Annotated in this window: 17 protein-coding genes; 9 read left to right on the top strand and 8 right to left on the bottom strand. The window is 56.3% G+C overall.

Annotated elements, in window-relative coordinates; translation table 11 throughout:
• Positions 1 to 93: 93 nt before the first annotated feature.
• Positions 94 to 2,916, bottom strand: a complete 2,823-nt coding sequence (gene uvrA, locus CJD38_RS00710) for an excinuclease ABC subunit UvrA (RefSeq protein ID WP_107938387.1) — start codon at positions 2,914 to 2,916, stop codon at positions 94 to 96.
• 119 nt (positions 2,917 to 3,035) lie between these two features.
• Between uvrA and CJD38_RS00715 the strand changes: the two genes are divergently transcribed.
• Both CJD38_RS00715 and ssb read left to right on the top strand, forming a co-directional pair.
• Positions 3,036 to 4,208 carry an MFS transporter gene (locus tag CJD38_RS00715; RefSeq protein WP_107938388.1) on the top strand — a complete coding sequence of 391 codons (1,173 nt, stop codon included), beginning with the start codon at positions 3,036 to 3,038 and terminating at the stop codon, positions 4,206 to 4,208.
• Between the two features lie 115 nt (positions 4,209 to 4,323).
• Positions 4,324 to 4,833: a single-stranded DNA-binding protein gene (gene ssb, locus CJD38_RS00720; protein WP_107938389.1), complete on the top strand. Its 510-nt coding sequence runs from the start codon at positions 4,324 to 4,326 to the stop codon at positions 4,831 to 4,833.
• A 54-nt stretch (positions 4,834 to 4,887) separates the two neighbouring features.
• Here the strand turns inward: ssb and CJD38_RS00725 are convergent, their stop codons facing one another.
• The 7 genes from CJD38_RS00725 to CJD38_RS18405 all read right to left on the bottom strand — a co-directional run bounded on the left by CJD38_RS00725 (position 4,888) and on the right by CJD38_RS18405 (position 10,943).
• Positions 4,888 to 6,513, bottom strand: coding sequence for a GMC family oxidoreductase (locus CJD38_RS00725; RefSeq protein ID WP_107938390.1), 1,626 nt, complete (start codon positions 6,511 to 6,513; stop codon positions 4,888 to 4,890).
• Between the two features lie 22 nt (positions 6,514 to 6,535).
• Positions 6,536 to 6,772, bottom strand: a complete 237-nt coding sequence (locus tag CJD38_RS00730) for a hypothetical protein (RefSeq protein WP_107938391.1) — start codon at positions 6,770 to 6,772, stop codon at positions 6,536 to 6,538.
• Positions 6,773 to 6,797: 25 nt separating this feature from the next.
• The gene (locus CJD38_RS00735) at positions 6,798 to 7,496 is read right to left on the bottom strand and encodes a response regulator (protein WP_107938392.1); all 699 of its coding nucleotides are present in this window, start codon (positions 7,494 to 7,496) and stop codon (positions 6,798 to 6,800) included.
• Positions 7,493 to 9,055: an ATP-binding protein gene (locus CJD38_RS00740; protein WP_107938393.1), complete on the bottom strand. Its 1,563-nt coding sequence runs from the start codon at positions 9,053 to 9,055 to the stop codon at positions 7,493 to 7,495. Before CJD38_RS00740 ends, CJD38_RS00735 begins: the two co-directional genes overlap by 4 nt.
• Before the next feature lie 93 nt (positions 9,056 to 9,148).
• Positions 9,149 to 9,574: an ExbD/TolR family protein gene (locus CJD38_RS00745; RefSeq protein WP_107938394.1), complete on the bottom strand. Its 426-nt coding sequence runs from the start codon at positions 9,572 to 9,574 to the stop codon at positions 9,149 to 9,151.
• Complete coding sequence (locus CJD38_RS00750) at positions 9,574 to 10,293, bottom strand: MotA/TolQ/ExbB proton channel family protein (protein WP_107938395.1); 720 nt, start codon at positions 10,291 to 10,293, stop codon at positions 9,574 to 9,576. The genes CJD38_RS00745 and CJD38_RS00750 overlap by 1 nt, the downstream gene beginning before the upstream one ends.
• 5 nt (positions 10,294 to 10,298) lie before the next feature.
• Positions 10,299 to 10,943 (bottom strand): energy transducer TonB, encoded by a 645-nt coding sequence (locus CJD38_RS18405; protein WP_161554116.1) that lies wholly within the window; start codon positions 10,941 to 10,943, stop codon positions 10,299 to 10,301.
• Between the two features lie 250 nt (positions 10,944 to 11,193).
• Here CJD38_RS18405 and CJD38_RS00765 point away from each other — a divergent pair, with 250 nt between their 5' ends.
• The 7 genes from CJD38_RS00765 to lnt are packed head-to-tail and all read left to right on the top strand — an operon-like array spanning position 11,194 to position 17,820.
• Complete coding sequence (locus CJD38_RS00765; protein ID WP_107938397.1) at positions 11,194 to 12,168, top strand: NADPH:quinone oxidoreductase family protein; 975 nt, start codon at positions 11,194 to 11,196, stop codon at positions 12,166 to 12,168.
• Positions 12,169 to 12,606, top strand: a complete 438-nt coding sequence (locus CJD38_RS00770) for a low molecular weight protein-tyrosine-phosphatase (protein ID WP_107938398.1) — start codon at positions 12,169 to 12,171, stop codon at positions 12,604 to 12,606.
• A gap of 41 nt (positions 12,607 to 12,647) precedes the next feature.
• Positions 12,648 to 13,988 carry a tRNA (N6-isopentenyl adenosine(37)-C2)-methylthiotransferase MiaB gene (miaB, locus tag CJD38_RS00775; protein WP_107938399.1) on the top strand — a complete coding sequence of 447 codons (1,341 nt, stop codon included), beginning with the start codon at positions 12,648 to 12,650 and terminating at the stop codon, positions 13,986 to 13,988.
• Positions 13,985 to 14,983 (top strand): PhoH family protein, encoded by a 999-nt coding sequence (locus tag CJD38_RS00780; RefSeq protein WP_107938400.1) that lies wholly within the window; start codon positions 13,985 to 13,987, stop codon positions 14,981 to 14,983. Before miaB ends, CJD38_RS00780 begins: the two co-directional genes overlap by 4 nt.
• Positions 14,980 to 15,408, top strand: a complete 429-nt coding sequence (ybeY, locus tag CJD38_RS00785) for an rRNA maturation RNase YbeY (protein WP_107938401.1) — start codon at positions 14,980 to 14,982, stop codon at positions 15,406 to 15,408. Before CJD38_RS00780 ends, ybeY begins: the two co-directional genes overlap by 4 nt.
• Positions 15,405 to 16,274, top strand: a complete 870-nt coding sequence (locus CJD38_RS00790) for a CorC family transporter (RefSeq protein WP_107938402.1) — start codon at positions 15,405 to 15,407, stop codon at positions 16,272 to 16,274. The genes ybeY and CJD38_RS00790 overlap by 4 nt, the downstream gene beginning before the upstream one ends.
• A gap of 34 nt (positions 16,275 to 16,308) precedes the next feature.
• Positions 16,309 to 17,820, top strand: coding sequence for an apolipoprotein N-acyltransferase (lnt, locus tag CJD38_RS00795; RefSeq protein ID WP_107938403.1), 1,512 nt, complete (start codon positions 16,309 to 16,311; stop codon positions 17,818 to 17,820).
• Positions 17,821 to 17,970: the final 150 nt, after the last annotated feature.

Below are 17,970 nucleotides of genomic sequence, written 5' to 3' on the forward strand. Positions count from 1 at the left end.
GATTGCTGCAACGTAGGGTGGGTTAGCGGCTTCATCGCGTAACCCACCGTTTGCGCTATTGGTGGGTTACGGCTTGCGGCCTAACTCACCCTACTATGCTTTCAAGAGTGGCTTGAGGAAGCGCGCCGTATGCGAGCGCTTCACCTTCGCAACTTCTTCTGGCGTTCCTGCTGCAACAATTTCGCCGCCACCATTACCGCCTTCAGGGCCAAGATCGATGATCCAGTCGGCGCGTTTAATCACATCGAGATTGTGTTCGATGATAACGACGGTGTTGCCGTGATCACGCAGACGCTCCAGCACTTTGAGCAACTGCGCAACGTCGTGGAAGTGCAGGCCGGTGGTGGGTTCGTCGAGGATGTAGAGCGTTTGGCCGGTATCGCGTCGGCTGAGTTCTTTGGCGAGTTTGATGCGCTGTGCTTCGCCGCCAGAGAGTGTGGTCGCGTTCTGGCCGAGTGTGATGTAGCTCAGGCCAACGTCCATCAGCGTTTCTAGTTTGCGACGCAGTGCAGGCACGGCTTTGAAGAATTCGAGGCCGTCTTCAACCGTGAGGTTAAGCACTTCGTTGATGCTCTTGCCTTTGTAGCGAATTTCCAGCGTCTCGCGGTTGTAGCGTTTGCCTTTGCAGGTGTCGCAGGTGACGTAGACGTCAGGCAGAAAGTGCATCTCTACCTTGATCACGCCATCGCCTTCGCAGGTTTCGCAGCGGCCGCCTTTAACGTTGAAGCTGAAACGTCCGGCTTCATAGCCACGTGCGCGTGCTTCAGGAACGCCTGCGAACAATTCGCGAATCGGTGTGAACAAACCGGTGTACGTTGCCGGGTTGCTGCGCGGTGTGCGGCCAATCGGCGATTGATCGATGTCGATGACTTTATCGAGATGATCGAGGCCTTCAATCGAATCGCAAGCCGCGTGTTGCGTGCCAGCGCCGTTGAGCATGCGTGCAGCGTAGCCGTAAAGCGTGTCGTTGATCAGCGTTGATTTGCCGGAGCCAGAGACGCCGGTCACGCAAGTGATGAGGCCGCAAGGAATCTCAGCGGTGACGCGCTTGAGATTGTTGCCGCGTGCGCCGCGCAAGATCACATCTTTACCGGGCTGACGCGGGGTGCGGATTTTTGGCACTTCGATTTTGGTTGCGCCTGAGAGGTAATGACCCGTGACAGATTCTGGTGCGCTTTCAATTTGCTTTGGCGTGCCTTGTGCAACGATGCGGCCGCCGTGCACGCCAGCGCCGGGGCCGATGTCGATGACGTAGTCAGCGCTGCGAATGGCATCTTCGTCATGCTCCACCACAATCACGGTGTTGCCGAGATCGCGCAGGCGGAACAAGGTTTCAAGAAGGCGTTCGTTATCGCGCTGATGAAGGCCGATGCTCGGCTCGTCGAGCACATACATCACGCCGACCAAGCCCGCGCCAATTTGTGAAGCGAGACGAATACGCTGCGATTCACCACCGGACAAAGTTTCGGCGCTGCGTGCGAGCGTGAGGTAATCGAGGCCGACGTTATTCAAGAAGCCCAGACGTGCGCCGATTTCCTTGATGATCTTTTCTGCGATTTCTTGCTTGTGCCCGGGCAACTTCATTTGTTTAAAGAAGGCTTCGGACTCGCGTACGGATTGCTGTGTCAGCGATGGCAGATTGCGACCCGCCACAAACACATTGCGTGCGGCGCGATTCAAACGTTCGCCTTTGCACTCGGGGCAAGATTGGTTTGCGAGATATTTCGACAGTTCTTCGCGCACCGCATCAGATTCAGTTTCGCGATAGCGACGTTCGAGATTGGGAATGATGCCTTCGAACTTATGTGAACGCGTGCTGATCTTGCCGTGCTCATCTGGATAATCAAACGGCAGTTTGTTTTCGCCGCTGCCGTACAGAAGAACTTGACGTGTTTTTTCTGACAGCGTTTCAAACGGCTCATCCGGATCAAACTTGTAGTGCTTGGCGAGTGAGCTGACGAAGTGCCAGTAGTAAGGATTGCGTTTGTCCCAGCCGCGGATTGCGCCTGCGGAGAGCGAGAGTTCTGGATGCGCAACAACGCGATCTTCTGCAAACACCTGCATTGCGCCAAGGCCATCGCACTTGGGGCAAGCGCCGGTTGGATTGTTGAACGAGAACAGACGCGGTTCGAGTTCTTCTAACGAGTAGCCGCAATGTGGGCAGGACATACGTGAGGAGAAGGTGAAAGTTTCGTCGCCTGCGCCATGCGGCACGACGATGGCGAGGCCATCGGACAAACGCAGTGCGGTTTCGAAAGATTCTGTGAGGCGTTGTTTCACATCGGCGCGAACCTTGAAGCGATCAACCACGATTTCGATATCGTGTTTGAGCTTGCGGTTGAGTTCTGGCACTTCGTCCAGCTCATAAACTTTGCCGTTGACGCGTGCACGCACAAAACCCTGTGCGCGCATCTGATCAAACCATTCAGCATGTTCACCTTTGCGACCGCGTACGACGGGTGCGAGCAGCATCCACGCGCTGTTCTCGGGCAGCGCCATGACCTGATCGACCATCTGGCTGACGGACTGCGCTTCCAGCGTGACGTCATGATCCGGGCAGCGCGGCGTGCCGACGCGGGCGAACAGCAAACGCAAATAATCGTAAATCTCGGTGACGGTGCCAACGGTTGAGCGCGGGTTGTGACTGGTTGATTTTTGCTCAATCGAGATGGCGGGCGAGAGGCCTTCGATGCTGTCCACATCGGGCTTCTGCATCATGCTCAAGAACTGGCGTGCGTAGGCAGACAGCGACTCCACGTAGCGGCGCTGGCCCTCAGCGTAGAGGGTGTCAAAGGCGAGGGAGGATTTGCCTGAGCCCGAGAGGCCGGTGATCACAATGAGCTTGTCGCGCGGCAAGTCCAGCGAGATGTTCTTGAGGTTGTGCGTACGCGCACCGCGGATGCTGATCTTATCCATTCTCGACGCCATTAAAACAAACGAATCGACTACTATACGCAAGCCATAGGGCAATACCCATACCAACCGACCAGACCGCGCAGAATCGTTGCCGGCACCTTATAGAACGCAAAATACTGATGAACTCCCTGGAATGGCGTGCAACCCTAACTCTCGGCGCGATCTACGCGTTGCGAATGCTGGGCGTCTTCATGATCTTGCCGGTGTTCGAGCTCTATGCGCACGATCTTTCCGGACACCCAAGCCCACAAACCATCGCCTTTGCCCTGACCGTTTCAGGCTTAACGCAGGCTTTATTCCAAATTCCGCTGGGTCGTTTGTCTGACCGCATTGGTCGTCGCCCGGTGATTGCCATCGGCATGACGGTTTTCGCAGTCGGCAGCCTCGTGGCGGGTTTGTCGGATCGCATTGAAATCATTGCTTTGGGCCGTGCGCTTCAGGGCGCGGGCGCAATTTCATCCGCTGTAACCGCACTGCTCTCAGATGTAACCCGTGTCGAGGTTCGTACCACCGCGATGGCGGTGATGGGCGCGGGCATGGGCTTTGCCTTTGTATTGGCGCTGATCCTTGGGCCGGTTGCAGATGGCCTGATTGGCGTGCCGGGTATTTTCCAGATGACGGCGGTGTTGGCGCTGTTGTCGCTGCCGCTAATTTGGTGGGCCGCTCCCAATCCCGAGGTCACGGCCACGCGGACGAATCGCGCCGGTGGTTTTGGCGGGGCGTTTCAAGACAAAGAACTGTTGCGCCTGAATGGCGGCATCATGATTCTGCATGCCATCGTGCCTTGCGTATTCATGGCGGTGCCTTCGCTGATCGAACAGCAGTTTGGCTGGCCCGCGCCGCAGCATTGGAAGATTTACTTGCCGGTGTTGGTCGGTACGCTGATTTTTGCTTTGCCGCTGATGCGTCAAGCAGATCGCGGATCGGCACGCGAGCTGATGTTGGGCGCGATCATTACCTTGGGTCTCGGCTTGTTTATCGCTGGAAACTGGTCTGGCCCCGTTGGCTTGATCGGTGGCCTCGCACTGTTTTTCCTCGCTTTTAACCTGCTAGAAGGGCTGCTGCCTTCGCGGGTTTCGAGACAGGCCCCGCCAGATCAAAAGGGCGCGGCTCTTGGCGTTTACGCCACCGCACAGTTTCTGGGTCAGCCGCTGGGCGGCGCATTAGGCGGTTGGACGCTGGCGCACCACGGCGCTGCCGCTGTGCTTGCCGTCGCAGCAGCCCTGCCGGTAATCTGGCTCGTCATCGCATACGGGATGCAATCATCGCTTCCTGCACAAATTGAAAATTGAGCGTTTCTTATATTGAGCGGGAGTGAAAACGCTCAATTTTATTTGTTTGTCGCATTTTTCGAATCGTCAGCTACAAACAGCTGACTTGAAAATGCTCTAGTAAGGAGAAGAGGCAATGGCACGCGGCGTAAATAAAGTCATTTTGATTGGCAACCTCGGCAAAGATCTGGAGACGCGTTATTTCCCAAATGGAGATGCCGTAGCCAATGCCACGATTGCGACCAGCGAGTCATGGACCGACAAAGCTTCTGGTGAAAAGAAAGAACACACCGAATGGCACAACGTAGTTTTCCGTCGTAAGCTGGCGGAAATTGCTGCGCAGTACCTGAAGAAAGGTAGCAAGGTGTATGTCGAAGGCTCACTGCGCACGCGCAAGTGGCAGGACAAAGACACCGGCAAGGATCGCTTCACCACCGAAATCATTGTTAACGACATGCAGATGTTGGATGGTCGCCCAGGCGGCGGCACCGGCAGCATGGATGGCGGCGGCGCTGCACCAAGCGGCAATGGCGGCGGCGGTGGTTACTCACGCGGCGGTTCGTCATCACGCCCGCAGTCGTCAGCTCCTCCGCAGCAGTCGGCTCCGCCTGATCATGGTTTTGAAGATGACGATATTCCCTTCTAAGAATTCATCGCTTCAAATAAAAAAACCGCGCATCTGCGCGGTTTTTTATTTTGGCTAGTTGGTGTTTGCGAGCCTGTCTTCGCGAATCATCTGCGCTGCCTTCTCGGCGATCATCAGCGTTGGCGCATTGGTATTGCCGGAGGTGATGGTCGGCATGATTGAGGCGTCGGCAACACGCAGGCCTTGGACACCGCGTACACGCAAGCGCGTGTCGACGACGGCGCTGGCATCATCTGCGCGGCCCATCTTGCAGGTGCCAACCGGATGAAAAATCGTGGTGCCGACAAGGCCAGCTGCGACAGCTAACGCTTCATCACTGTCGTAGTGCGGGCCGGGCAGATATTCCTTCGGCTTATATGGCGCTAGCGCGGGCATGCTGACGATGTGTCGTGTCAGGCGCAGTGCGTCGGCTGCGATCTTGCGGTCTACATCGGTGGAGAGATAGCGCGGCGCAATCTGCGGTGCATCGGCGGCTTCGCGCGAAACGATCGTGGCGCTGCCTCGCGATGTTGGTCGCAGTGCACAGACACTCGCGGTGAATGCCGGGAAGCGATGCAGCGGATCGCCGAATTTGTCGAGCGACAACGGTTGCACGTGATATTCAAGATTCGGCGTCGTTTGCGTCGGATCCGATCGGGTGAAAGCGCCGAGCTGACTGGGCGCCATGCTCAGCGGCCCGCGACGACGGTAAAGATATTCCAGTCCCATCCGCATTTGGCCGAAGCGACTGTTGGCCAGCTGATTCAGTGAGCGAATGCCTTCAATTTGGTAAATCGAGCGCAGCTGCAAATGGTCTTGCAGGTTGGCGCCGACGCCGGGCAGATCGCTGCGTAGTGGGATGCCGAGCGTTGCGAGTTGATCTGCGTTACCAATTCCGGAGCGCTGCAAAATTGCTGGAGAGCCGATTGAACCGGCGGCCAATACCGTTTCGATGCGTGCCGACGCTTGGAAGGTCTCACCGCCCAGTGAAAATTTCACGCCACTGACGCGCGTGCCGTTAAAACTCAGTTGGTCAATCAGCGCGCCGGTGACGATGCGCAAATTGGGGCGTTTCAGCGCGGGTCGTAGAAAGGCTTTGACGGCATTCCAGCGGACGCCGCGCCGCTGAGTGACTTCAAATTTTCCAGAGCCGTTGTTGTCGCCTGTATTGAAATCCGCAGTGCGTGGAATGCCGGCCTGCTCTGCGGCGTCGGCAAAGCGATCAAGGATGTCCCAGCGCAATCGCTGTTGTTCAACGCGCAGTTCGCCGCCACTGCCATGAAAGTCGTCACCGCCACGCCAGTGATCTTCGCTGCGCTTGAACAGCGGCAGTACCTGATCCCAGCGCCATGAATCGTCGCCACTGAGTTGCGCCCACTCATCGTAGTCGCGCGTCTGGCCGCGCATGTAGATCATCGCGTTGATGGATGAGCTGCCGCCGAGCACGCGACCGCGTGCGTAGAGAATCGAACGCCCACCCAAGCCCTGTTCAGCCTCGGTGCGATAACACCAGTCGGTGCGCGGATTGCCGATGCAATAAAGGTAGCCGACTGGAATGTGGATCCAGATCCAGTTGTCCTTGCCGCCTGCTTCGAGCAACAACACCGAAACATCCGGGTCCTGCGATAGTCGATTGGCCAGTGCGCAGCCGGCCGTGCCACCGCCGACGATGATGTAGTCGTAGCTGCCGAATTCTTTCATTCAGTAGGGGCGGGTCGAATCTTCAACCCGCTAAGAACGATGAGCCTGATTCTTTCTTCACCCACTCTTCATCGCTTTTAACCAGCTCATCCGTGCGTTTGGCGAGCTTGATGGCAATGGCGACTGATTTCTCTACGAGTGCATCTTCGTTTGCTGCGCCCAACTCTTGCTTCTGGATGAGGCCAGAAAAGATTGTTGCAGCCATTTGCGCAACAACCGATTCGCTGTGCTGCAGATGCATGAACTCTTCTTTGGCCACGATGGATTTCCTTGGAGCTTAGTTGTTAAACCGCGTGATCCAACATGCGATAGCCCACGCCTGGTTCATTGGCGATGTAATGCGGCTTGGCCGGATCGTCGTTGAGTTTGGCACGAAGCTGGCCGACGTAGACGCGCAGGTATTGCGTGTCGTGTTCGTGTTCTGGGCCCCACAGGGTATGCAGGATGTAGCTGTGCGTGAGCACGCGTCCGGCGTTGTGGGTGAGTAGGTGCAGGATTTCGAATTCTTTCTTCGATAGCTTTACGGCTTTGCCGGCGGCGGTGACTTCGCGGCGGCTGACGTCGATGGTGAGATCGCCGCAGCGTAGTACGGGCTGCGAAGCTTGATGGCCGTTGTGCGCGCGCAGTACGGCGCGGATGCGGGCGGAGAGTTCGGCAGCGCCAAAAGGTTTGGCGACGTAGTCGTTAGCGCCTGCATCAAGTGCGGCGACTTTTTCATCCTCGTCTTCACGCACCGACAAAATCATGACCGGCACATTGCTGCGTGAGCGCAGATCTTTCAGCACTTGTTTGCCGTCGAGATCCGGCAGGCCGAGATCCAGCAGGACAAGTTGCGGCGGGTGCTGAGCGAACTGGCTCAGGCCTTCGCGGCCACTGGCGGCTTCAATGACTTCATACCCCTGCGTTTCCAGCGCAATGCGCAGAAAGCGGCGGATCTGGGCTTCGTCGTCGACGATGAGAATGCGGATTTGGGAGGATTTCATACGGACTCTGCGGCTGTGAGCGGTAGGGTAAGAATCATGCGGGTGCCCGTGGTGGCGCCTGCTTGGACAACGATATTGCCACCAAGTGCCAACATCAGACCACGACAAATTGCCAAGCCCATGCCGGTGCCAGCGGGCGAGGTGTCGCCGCGCTGCACGCGATGGAACATGTCGAAGACCTGTTCGCGCTGGGCGGGCGGAATGCCGGGGCCGTGATCTTCAATCGTAATAATTGCTTGACCTGGGGCTTGCCGCGCTTCGGCGCGGATGGTGAGCGTGATGGGTTTGCTGGCGGGTGCGTACTTGGCGGCGTTGTCGAGCAGATTGAAGAACACGCGTTCAAGCAGCACGGCGTCGGTCCAGACTTGCGGCAGCGCATCGCTGATATCGAGCGTGACGCGATGCTCGGGATAAGCATTGCTTAGTGAGCGAATCGCGGGACCGACAATCTCACGCAAGTCTACCCACGCTGCACGCGGTTTGAGTGCGCCGTAGCCGATGCGCGTCATATCCAACAGGTTTTGTACAAAGCGATTGAGGCGGCTGGATTCGTCGATGACGGTGTCGAGCAGATCATGTCGCTGACTGTCGCGCAGCTCGCTGCCGAGATCACGCAATGTTGTCGCAGCACCGATGATGCTGGCGAGTGGTGTGCGCAGGTCATGTGAGACCGACGACAACAAGGCTTCACGCAAGCGCTCAGTTTCTTTGAGCAGTTGCGCTTGTTCCATGTGCGCAGCGAGGTTGATGCGCTCCAAGGCGATCACGGCTTGGTCGCGCATCGCCAGCAACAAATAAGTGAGATTTTGGCTGAGCGTGGCACGTGGCGTCGACAGTTTGATGCCCAACACACCGAGGGTTTGTTTACTGCCCGCGAGCGGTACAAAGCTCCAGCCACTCTCTGCACGGATGATGTCGCGGTTGGTGAAGCAGTGTTTTGCTGCTTGAGCGTCGGCCTTTGAGAGTGCAGAGCTAGCCGAGCTTTCGAGATGATCTGCGCTGTTTGCGAACAGCATGATGGTGTTGCAATTCAGTGTTGCAGAAACGTGTTGGCAAACTAGCTCAGCCAATTTTTCGCGATTGATGGCGCTGGCGATGCCGCGAGTGAAATCGTAGAGCTGATGATTCTGTCGCGCGGTTTCTTGAATGACGCTGAGTTGACTGCGCACCTGCGAAGCCAGCGTGCCCGTGATCATCGCTGCGACCATGAATGCGCCGAGGTCTAACCAATCTTGCGAGCTGGCGAGATGGAAAGTGTGCAGCGGCAGCGAGAAGCTATACGAGTAAGCCGCGTAGCTGAGCACGCCACATAACAGCGAAGGGCCAAGGCCGAGTCGCATCGCCACGATTAACACGCCGGTGAGATAAATCAGCGTAAGACTGCCGACGCTCAGCCAGATATCCAGTGCATTGGAGAGGGCGGTGCTGACGACTACGGCGCTGATGGCGACGATGTAAGGCCAGACGCGCGATAAAAAATATGCGGCCCAATGCGGTGCAGCCGTGCTTTCTGGCTCGTTTGAAATATGCGCTGGTGCAGTATTTGTTTCGCTATTCACTGCGGCACTTTACCGCGACTGAGGCTTATAAATCCCCCATAAAAAAAGGCGACCCTAGGGCCGCCCTTTAACTGTGCTTAGTTTTACGTATGTTTACTTTTTGCCTTTAACGGGCGTGGTGATAAAGCCCATCTTGTTGATGCCAGCGTTTTGCGCGTCGGCCATGATCTCGGCCAGTACTTGGTACTGCGTGATCTTGTCGGCGCGGAGCTGCAATTCAGGCTGCGGCTTTTGCGTCGCGGCTTGCTCGATACGGGCTTTCCAATCTTCCTTGCTGATGGCGATATCGTTCCAGTACAGATTGCCGTCAGCAGTGAGCGCCAGCGTGATGATGTTGGGCTCTTCTGGATTCTTCACCGTCGATGCTTGCGGCAGGTCGATAGGAATCTTGTGCGTCATCAGCGGTGCCGTGATCATGAAGATGATCAGCAGCACCAGCATCACGTCGACCAACGGCGTGACGTTGATCTCCGACATGGGCTGGTTGTTGTTCTGGCCTCCGCCAGCGCTGAACGCCATTAGCGTTTCTCCGTCTCTTCGGCTGCGGCGCCCGCACCGATTTCAAAGAACTGCTCAAGGTCATGCGCAAAGCTGTCGAACTTGCCAGCGATGACGCGGTTGTTACGTACGAGGAAGTTGTAACCAAGTACTGCAGGAACGGCAACGGCCAGACCAATCGCGGTCATGATCAGTGCTTCACCAACTGGGCCAGCAACGGCGTCGAGTGAGGCTTCGCCGGTCATGCCGATTTTGATCAGCGCGTGGTAAATGCCCCACACCGTGCCGAACAAACCAACGAAAGGTGCGGTGTTGCCGGTGGTGGCAAGAACCGTGAGACCCACTTCAAGGCGGGCGTTTTCGCGATTCACCGACTGCGTGAGTGCGCGCACCACGAATTCGCCACGGCTCATGCTGGCGCCGAGACGACCACCAGAGTGACGATCATGTTGGATCGCTGCGTTGGCGGCGTCGAGTGCAATCTTGGAGAAGGGTTCGGTTGGAGATTCTTTCTCAAGCAATGCCACGCCTTCGCGCAGTGAAGGAGCATCCCAGAAAGCTTGCACGACGCGGTCGGCTTCAGCTTTCACCCCATAAGCGCGGATGCTTTTGGTGATGATGTAGTACCAGCTCGCAACGGACATCAGCAGCAACAGCGCCAGAACGATCAAAGCGATCAGATCTGCGTTTTGCAGCAAGTGGCCGAAGCCCATTTGGGTCAATGCGGAGGTGGAATGCATGAGACTTATCCTTCGTTAAGGTTAAATACAAAATCTTGGAGACCCTGGCTTCTCACCGGGACGCCGTTGAATATCTGCGGTACGAATATGTACTTCATCGCAGCATTACGTGCTGCGTTGTCGAGATCAAAATTGCCGCTGGACTTGGTGACCTTGGCTTCAATCGGGATGCCCTTCTCATCAACCGTGATGAGAATAGTCACTTTACCTTCGATGCCATCACGCATTGCTTTGCGCGGATAAACCGGCTTCACCATCACCTTGGCAATCAGATAAGTGGCGTTGCTCGGCTTTGGCGGCGGAGCAGGCGGTGGTGGCGGTGCCGGAGGAGCAGGTGGAGGTGGCGGGATTGGCGCCTGCACTGGTACTTCCGTAACAACCTTGGGCTGCTCAACAGGAATCGGCGGCGGCGGTTTTTTAACCGGTGGCGGCGGAATCGGTGGCGGCGGCTTAGGCGGCTCGGGCTCTGGTGGAGGAGGCTCGTCGATTGGCCTGATCATCGAGACCTGCATGACGACCGGAATAGGTTCTGGCTCCGGCGCAGGCGCATACGCGAAGTACCCGATCGCTGCAGCATGAAGCCCAACGATGAAGCCCATGACGACCTTGTCCGCGGTACTCCAGCTAGGTTCTATGTCGTTGGCGCTCATCTAATGGACGGTAGAAATATGAAGAAGAATTGGCTGGCGCAGAGGTTTTAGTGCTCATTTTTTGAGCACCGGCCGGAGGCGGGCTGGATAGTTAACGAGAACTATACTCGTTTGGAGGTCATTATTGTGCATTGCGATTAAGCCGCAATGTTTGGGTCGACTAAAAGAATCTAAAAATAGAACTGGCAGGAATCACTTAAGATTCGGGCCCACATTTCCTTCCATCGCTGTGACAAAGAACGAGATCTAAATGAAAGCGATTGTTTGCAAAGTCTTTGGTCCTCCAGAAGCCTTGGTTCTGGAAGAGGTTCCAAGCCGTCCTATAAGCCCCAGCGAAGTGCGCGTGGCAGTGAAGGCTGCGGGCATTAATTTCCCCGACACGCTGATCATCCAAGGCAAGTACCAGATGAAGGCTGAGCCACCATTTATTCCGGGCGCGGAAGTGGCCGGTACGGTGACTGAAGTTGGCGCCAAGGTTCAGCACGTCAAAGTGGGCGATGAAGTTGCAGCGATTGTGCCGGTGGGTGGCTATGCCGAAGAAGTGGTTGCTGCGGGCGATGTGGTGATTCGTCTGCCCAAAGGCATGACGCACGCGCAGGCTGCAGGTTTCCCGTTGGTTTACGGCACCTCGATGCATGCGCTAAAGCAGCGCGGTCAGCTCAAGGCTGGCGAAACTTTGCTGGTGTTGGGCGCAGCGGGCGGCGTCGGACTTTCTGCGGTGCAGATCGGCAAATTAATGGGCGCGCGCGTGATTGCTGCGGCCAGCTCGCCAGAAAAATTAGCGCTGTGCCGTGAGCATGGTGCGGATGAAGTCATCGACTACTCCAAAGAAAGCCTCAAAGAAGCGGTCAAGAAGCTGACCAAGGGGCAGGGCGCTGATGTTATTTATGATCCGGTAGGTGGTGATCTGGCGCAGGAGTGTTTCTCCAGCATCGCTTGGAACGGTCGTTATCTGGTGATTGGTTTTGCCTCGGGCACGATTCCAGAAGTCGCGGTGAATCGTCTGTTGCTCAAAGGCGCTTCAGCCGTCGGCGTGTTCTGGGGCGCGTTTATTGCGCGCGAACCCAAAGTCAGTGCTGAAAATTTCCAGCAACTCTTTGCCTGGTTCTTGGAGGGCAAAATGACACCGCATGTGTCTCAACAATATCCACTCGCGGATGCTCCTAAAGCATTGCGAGACATGCTGGAGCGTAAAGCGACTGGCAAACTCATTCTGGTTCCATAAGTGTTTAAAAACATCATCGTCGTTTGTACCGGCAACATCTGTCGCAGCCCGATCGCGGAGTACATGCTGCGCGAGAAATTGGCCGGTCGTGGATTCAATATCAGCTCCGCCGGTGTCGGTGCGATGGTCAACTGGCCGGCCGATCCACCGGCCTGTTTGGTGGCCACAGCCAATGGTTTGGACATGAGCGCGCACCGCGCGCGGCAGCTGACAGTTGAGCTGCTGACCGCCAATGACCTAGTGCTGACGCTGGATCAGTCGCATAGCAATTGGATCAATTCGCGCCACCCGCAGTTCCGTGGTCGCGTTCATAAGATATTGAAATGGCGAGAAAATAAGGATGTTGAAGATCCTTATCAGGGCCCGCCATCGGCTTTTCAAACGGCTTATCAGGATATCGAATTGGGCATTTCAGACTGGCTGAAAAAGTTGGGATGACCCATCAGCTATAATCGTGGGCCGTTTTGTCCTGCGCTTTAATGTCTACCCTGCCGCCCAAAAAGCTGTTCCTCATTACCTACGGCTGCCAAATGAACGAGTACGACTCGTCCAAGATGGCCGATGTGCTCAAGCAATCGCACGGGTATGAACGAACGCAAGTCCCTGAAGAAGCGGACATCCTCCTGCTGAACACCTGCTCGGTGCGCGAAAAGGCGCAGGAGAAAGTGTTCTCTGAACTTGGCCGTTGGCGCGATTGGAAAACCGAGCGTCCGGGTCGCATCATCGGTGTCGGTGGCTGCGTTGCGAGTCAGGAAGGCGAGACCATCACCGCACGAGCACCGCATGTGGACTTGGTGTTCGGCCCGCAAACGCTGCATCGCTTGCCTGCGCTGTTGGAAGAAACCCGCGCCAGCCATAAGCCAGCGGTGGACATCAGCTTCCCCGAAATCGAAAAATTTGATCGCATGCCGGAGCCACGCGCTGAAGGCGTGACGGCGTTCGTCAGCATCATGGAAGGCTGCTCCAAGTACTGCACTTTCTGCGTCGTGCCTTATACGCGCGGGCATGAAGTGAGCCGTCCGCTGGATGATGTGCTGGTGGAATGTGCACAGCTTGCGGCGCAAGGCGTGCGTGAAATCACGCTGCTCGGCCAGAACGTCAACGCTTATCGCGGACCGATGACAGGCACTGCCGATCTTTGCGATCTGGCACTGCTGATTAATTATCTGGCGCGTATTCCGGGCGTCGAACGCATTCGTTACACCACTTCGCACCCGAACGAATTTAGCGACGCGCTGATTGATGCGTTTGCGGATGAACCGAAGTTGGCCAATTACTTGCATCTACCTGTGCAGTCCGGCTCGGACCGCATTCTCGGCATGATGAAACGCAATTACACCAAGGCGCAGTATTTGGACAAGATTCGTCGCGTGCGCGCGGCGCGTCCGGATATTGCGCTGTCGTCGGACTTCATCGTTGGTTTTCCGTCAGAGACGGAAGATGACTTTATGGAGACGATGGATCTGATCGCTCAAGCGCGTTTCGATAGCGCCTATAGCTTTGTCTACAGCCCGCGCCCTGGCACGCCTGCAGCGAATCTGCGTGACAACGTCACGCTGGAAGAAAAAAATCGCCGCCTCCATATTCTGCAAGCACGCATTCGTCAGATTGATGATGAGTTCAAGCAGAATCTGGTCGGCACCACGCAGCAAATTCTCGTCGAGAAACCATCGGTACGTGGGCAGGGCCGCATTGCGGGCCGCACTTCGACCAATCGCATGGTGAACTTCGAAGGCCCTGAGTCGCTGATCGGTCAACTGGTGAATGTACACATCACCGAGACGCAGCCGAACTCATTGCGCGGACGTTTGCTCTCATGAGTTCGCCAACTCGAACTACGCAGGCGCGTATTGATTTGGTGTTAGAGCCAGATGACGCGCCGCGCTTAGCCAATCTCAATGGTCCGTTTGATGCCAACCTGCGTCAGGTTGAATTACGTCTGGGCATTGAGGTGCGCAATCGCGGCAACCGCTATCAATTGGTTGGCGCGCGTCGTGATGTCACGCGTGGTGAATCGGTACTGACGGCACTGTTCAATCAGGCTGCTGAAGATACGATCACCAGCGAATCGGTACATCTGGCACTGATTGAGTTCGGCGATCAGATTGATGACGCGATGGCGGTTGAAGAAGAAGCGCCGCACGGTGAAATCGTTATTCGCACCAAGCGCGGCGTGGTGCGCGGGCGCAGTCTGCATCAGAAGCAATATCTGAAAAGCATCGCGACGCACGATCTCAACTTTGGTATCGGCCCCGCCGGTACTGGTAAAACTTATTTGGCCGTTGCCAGTGCGGTGAACGCGCTGGAGCGTGATCGCGTGCGCCGCATTGTGCTGGTGCGCCCTGCGGTGGAAGCGGGCGAGAAGCTGGGCTTTTTGCCGGGCGATATGGCAGACAAGATCAATCCTTATCTGCGTCCTTTATATGACGCGCTGTACGAAATGCTCGGCTTCGAAAAAGTCGCACGTCTCGTTGAGAAGAGCGTGATTGAAGTTGCGCCACTCGCGTTCATGCGCGGCCGCACGCTTAATGAATCCTTCATCATTCTCGACGAAGCTCAGAACACGACCGTTGAGCAGATGAAGATGTTCCTGACGCGTATTGGTTTTGGCAGCGTTGCAGTGGTGACGGGTGACGTCACTCAGATCGACTTGCCGCGCCATGAAAAGAGCGGACTCAAGCACACGATGAAAGTGCTGGAAGGTGTGCCGGGCATTGCCTTCAGTCACTTCAAGAAAGAAGACGTGGTGCGTCATCCGCTGGTGCAGGCAATTGTTGAAGCTTACGAAATACACGAGGCGCAAGCTGGGCAATGAGTGAGATCGTCATTCAACGCTGCGTTCCTGCTGCCGGTATTCCTGCGGCAACGAGCTTGCGATTGTGGGCGCAGTCAGCCCTGCGTAAGAAAGGCGCGCTGACGATTCGCATTGTTGATGAAGAAGAAAGTGAAACGCTGAACAGTCGCTATCGTCACAAACAGAAGCCGACTAACGTGCTGTCGTTTGGTTACGACGAAAGCGGCGTGTTGGGAGATTTGGTGATCTGCGCGCCAGTGGTTGCGCGCGAAGCCAGCGAACAAAATAAAACCGTGCGTGCCCATTGGGCGCATATGGTGGTTCATGGTTGCCTGCATTTGCAGGGCCATGATCACGAGAATCAAAACGACGCGGAAACCATGGAAAAATTGGAAATCCGCATTTTAGGGAAATTAGGATTTAACAATCCTTATCAGGAAACATGAACGACGACCCCAGTAGTACCAACTCGCACCACAACGACACGGCCTTGAGTCGTTGGTGGCATCGCATCACGCATCGTTTCGCGGGCGCACCGCGCACGCGCGAAGATTTGCTGGAGGTACTGGACGAGGCGCGCGACGCCAACCTGATGGATGCCGACGCGCTGAATATGTTTCAGGGCGTACTGGAAACCGCAGATACACAAGTTCGCGACATCATGGTGCCGCGCGCACAGATGGTCGTTGTTGAACGCGACTGGACGCTGGATCAGTTGTTGCCGGTGGTAGTTGAGTCAGGCCACTCACGCTTTCCCGTGATTGGTGATTCCAAAGACGAAGTTGTGGGCATTTTGCTCGCCAAAGATTTGCTTAAGTACGCTTCAGGTGTGCCCGGCGCAAATCCTGAAACGTTTGATCTGGGCAGCATGCTGCGTCCCGCGGTTTATGTGCCTGAGAGCAAGCGCGTGAATGTGCTGCTGAAAGATTTCCGCAAAGGCCGCAATCACATGGCGTTTGTTGTGGACGAGTACAGCGGCATCGCTGGCTTGGTCACGATTGAAGATGTGTTGGAACAGATCGTTGGCGACATCGACGATGAGTACGATGAAGTCGAAGGCGCGCATATCCTTAAGCAGGACGAGCGTCGTTATTTGGTTAACGGCCTGACGCCGATTGAAGAGTTCAACACTTACTTCAGCACTGAATTTTCAGACGAAGAATTCGACACCGTTGGCGGCTTGGTGATGAACCGCTTCGGTCACATGCCTAAGCGCGGCGAGAGCGTGCGTATTGAGCGTTACAACTTCAATGTGCAGCGCGCCGATAGTCGTCGTGTGCACATGTTGCAGGTAACCATCTCGCCGAGCTGAACACGGCTGGCCTCATTTGGCGGATAGCAAACCCATGGCATTTTTGCAGTCGCTGAAATCCTGCGCACGTCGCTTCGATAAAACCACGGCCCTGTTGCTTGGCGTGCTCACGACGCTGGGCTTTGCGCCGTTTGGTTTGTGGCCCATCAGCTTGCTTGCGTTGGCCGCGCTGTTCGCGCTGCTGCAAGGAACAACGATTCGACGCAGCGCTCTGTTGGGCTGGCTGTTCGCCATCGGCCATTTCCTCAGTGGCATTTACTGGATTTACATCAGCACGCATATCTACGGCGGCGCGCCCGCGTGGTTGGGCGTGTTGCTGTTGCTGACTTTGTCTGCGGCTTATATGGCGCCTTGGTTTGCGTTGGCGATGGGCCTCGCAACATGGTTGCGACTTTGGCAGCGCGCTGTGGGCTGGCTCGCATTACCCGCACTTTTCTTGTTGGCTGAGCTCGCGCGCGGCACGCTCGTTTTTGATGGCTTCTCTTGGTTGAGCTTGGGCGATATTTCGCTCGATACGCCGTTGCAGCGCTTGGCACCCATCATCGGCGTGCATGGTATTTCTGCAGTGCTGCTTGTGTTGGCCTACGCGCTGTTCAAATTATTGGTGGGCTCGCGTTCGCAGCGTGTAGTCGCAGCGGTTGTGTTGTTATCTAGTGCGACAACATTTTTGTTGCCGGGGCCTGAGCAATGGACGCAGGCCTCTGGCGCGCCGCTGAAGGCCGCCATTATTCAAGGCAATGTTTCGCAAGATTTGAAATGGCTGCCGGAGATGGATCTACCGACACTGTTGCGATATCGCGGAATGACGCTCGAAGCGCGCGATGCGGATCTCATCGTTTGGCCAGAAGCGCCGTTAACGCAAACCTACAATCTGCTCAAAGATGAGTACCTCGATCCGCTGAGCGAGCAACTCGCGCAGAACGGTACGACGCTGCTCGCCGGCATGCTGATTGAAGAGCCGCCTGGCTCGATGCACTACTTCAACAGCGTGATCGGGTTGGGCGCGGTGCAAGGACGTTACGACAAACATCATTTGGTGCCGTTCGGAGAATATTTTCCCGTGCCGACTTGGCTGCGTCCGATGTTGGATGTACTCGGTACGCCGTATTCAGACCTTAGCTCATCGGCTGCGGATCGCCCGCCGTTTGTTGTGAAAGGGCAGCGTCTCGGTGTTGTGATCTGTTTTGAAGATGTCTTTGCCAATGAATTTCGCCGCAGCACGGATAATGCCGCGCTGATTGTCAGTGTCACCAACGACGCGTGGTTCGGGCGCTCGATCGCTGCGGATCATCATTTGGCGATGGCGCGCATGCGCTCGCTGGAAACGGGTCGCGTGACTTTGCGTGCCTCAAATACCGGTGTCTCGGCTTTGATCGGACCCGACGGCAGCCTGCAAGCGCGGGCCGGGTTCTTTACACAAGAAACCTTGCGCGTAAATGCGCAGCCTCGCAGCGGACGTACCCCCTATGTGCGTTGGGGTGATGGCCCCTTGTGGTTTGCGGGCGCCTTGCTGGTCTTGCTCGCCCTGTTTCGCCGCCGAGTTTGAGCAAAATTTGACCGCTCGATGAGCGGACTTATCAAATAAAAGCCTTACGGATAGCGAAGCCAATAGTTATACTTACGGGGATAGGCAGGCGGATCATGACGGGGAGTCATGTCCATCCACCGAAGCACCGGATGGCGCCGCCTCGAATTT

The organism is Stenotrophobium rhamnosiphilum (assembly GCF_003052265.1).
GTDB classification, from domain to species: domain Bacteria; phylum Pseudomonadota; class Gammaproteobacteria; order Nevskiales; family Nevskiaceae; genus Stenotrophobium; species Stenotrophobium rhamnosiphilum.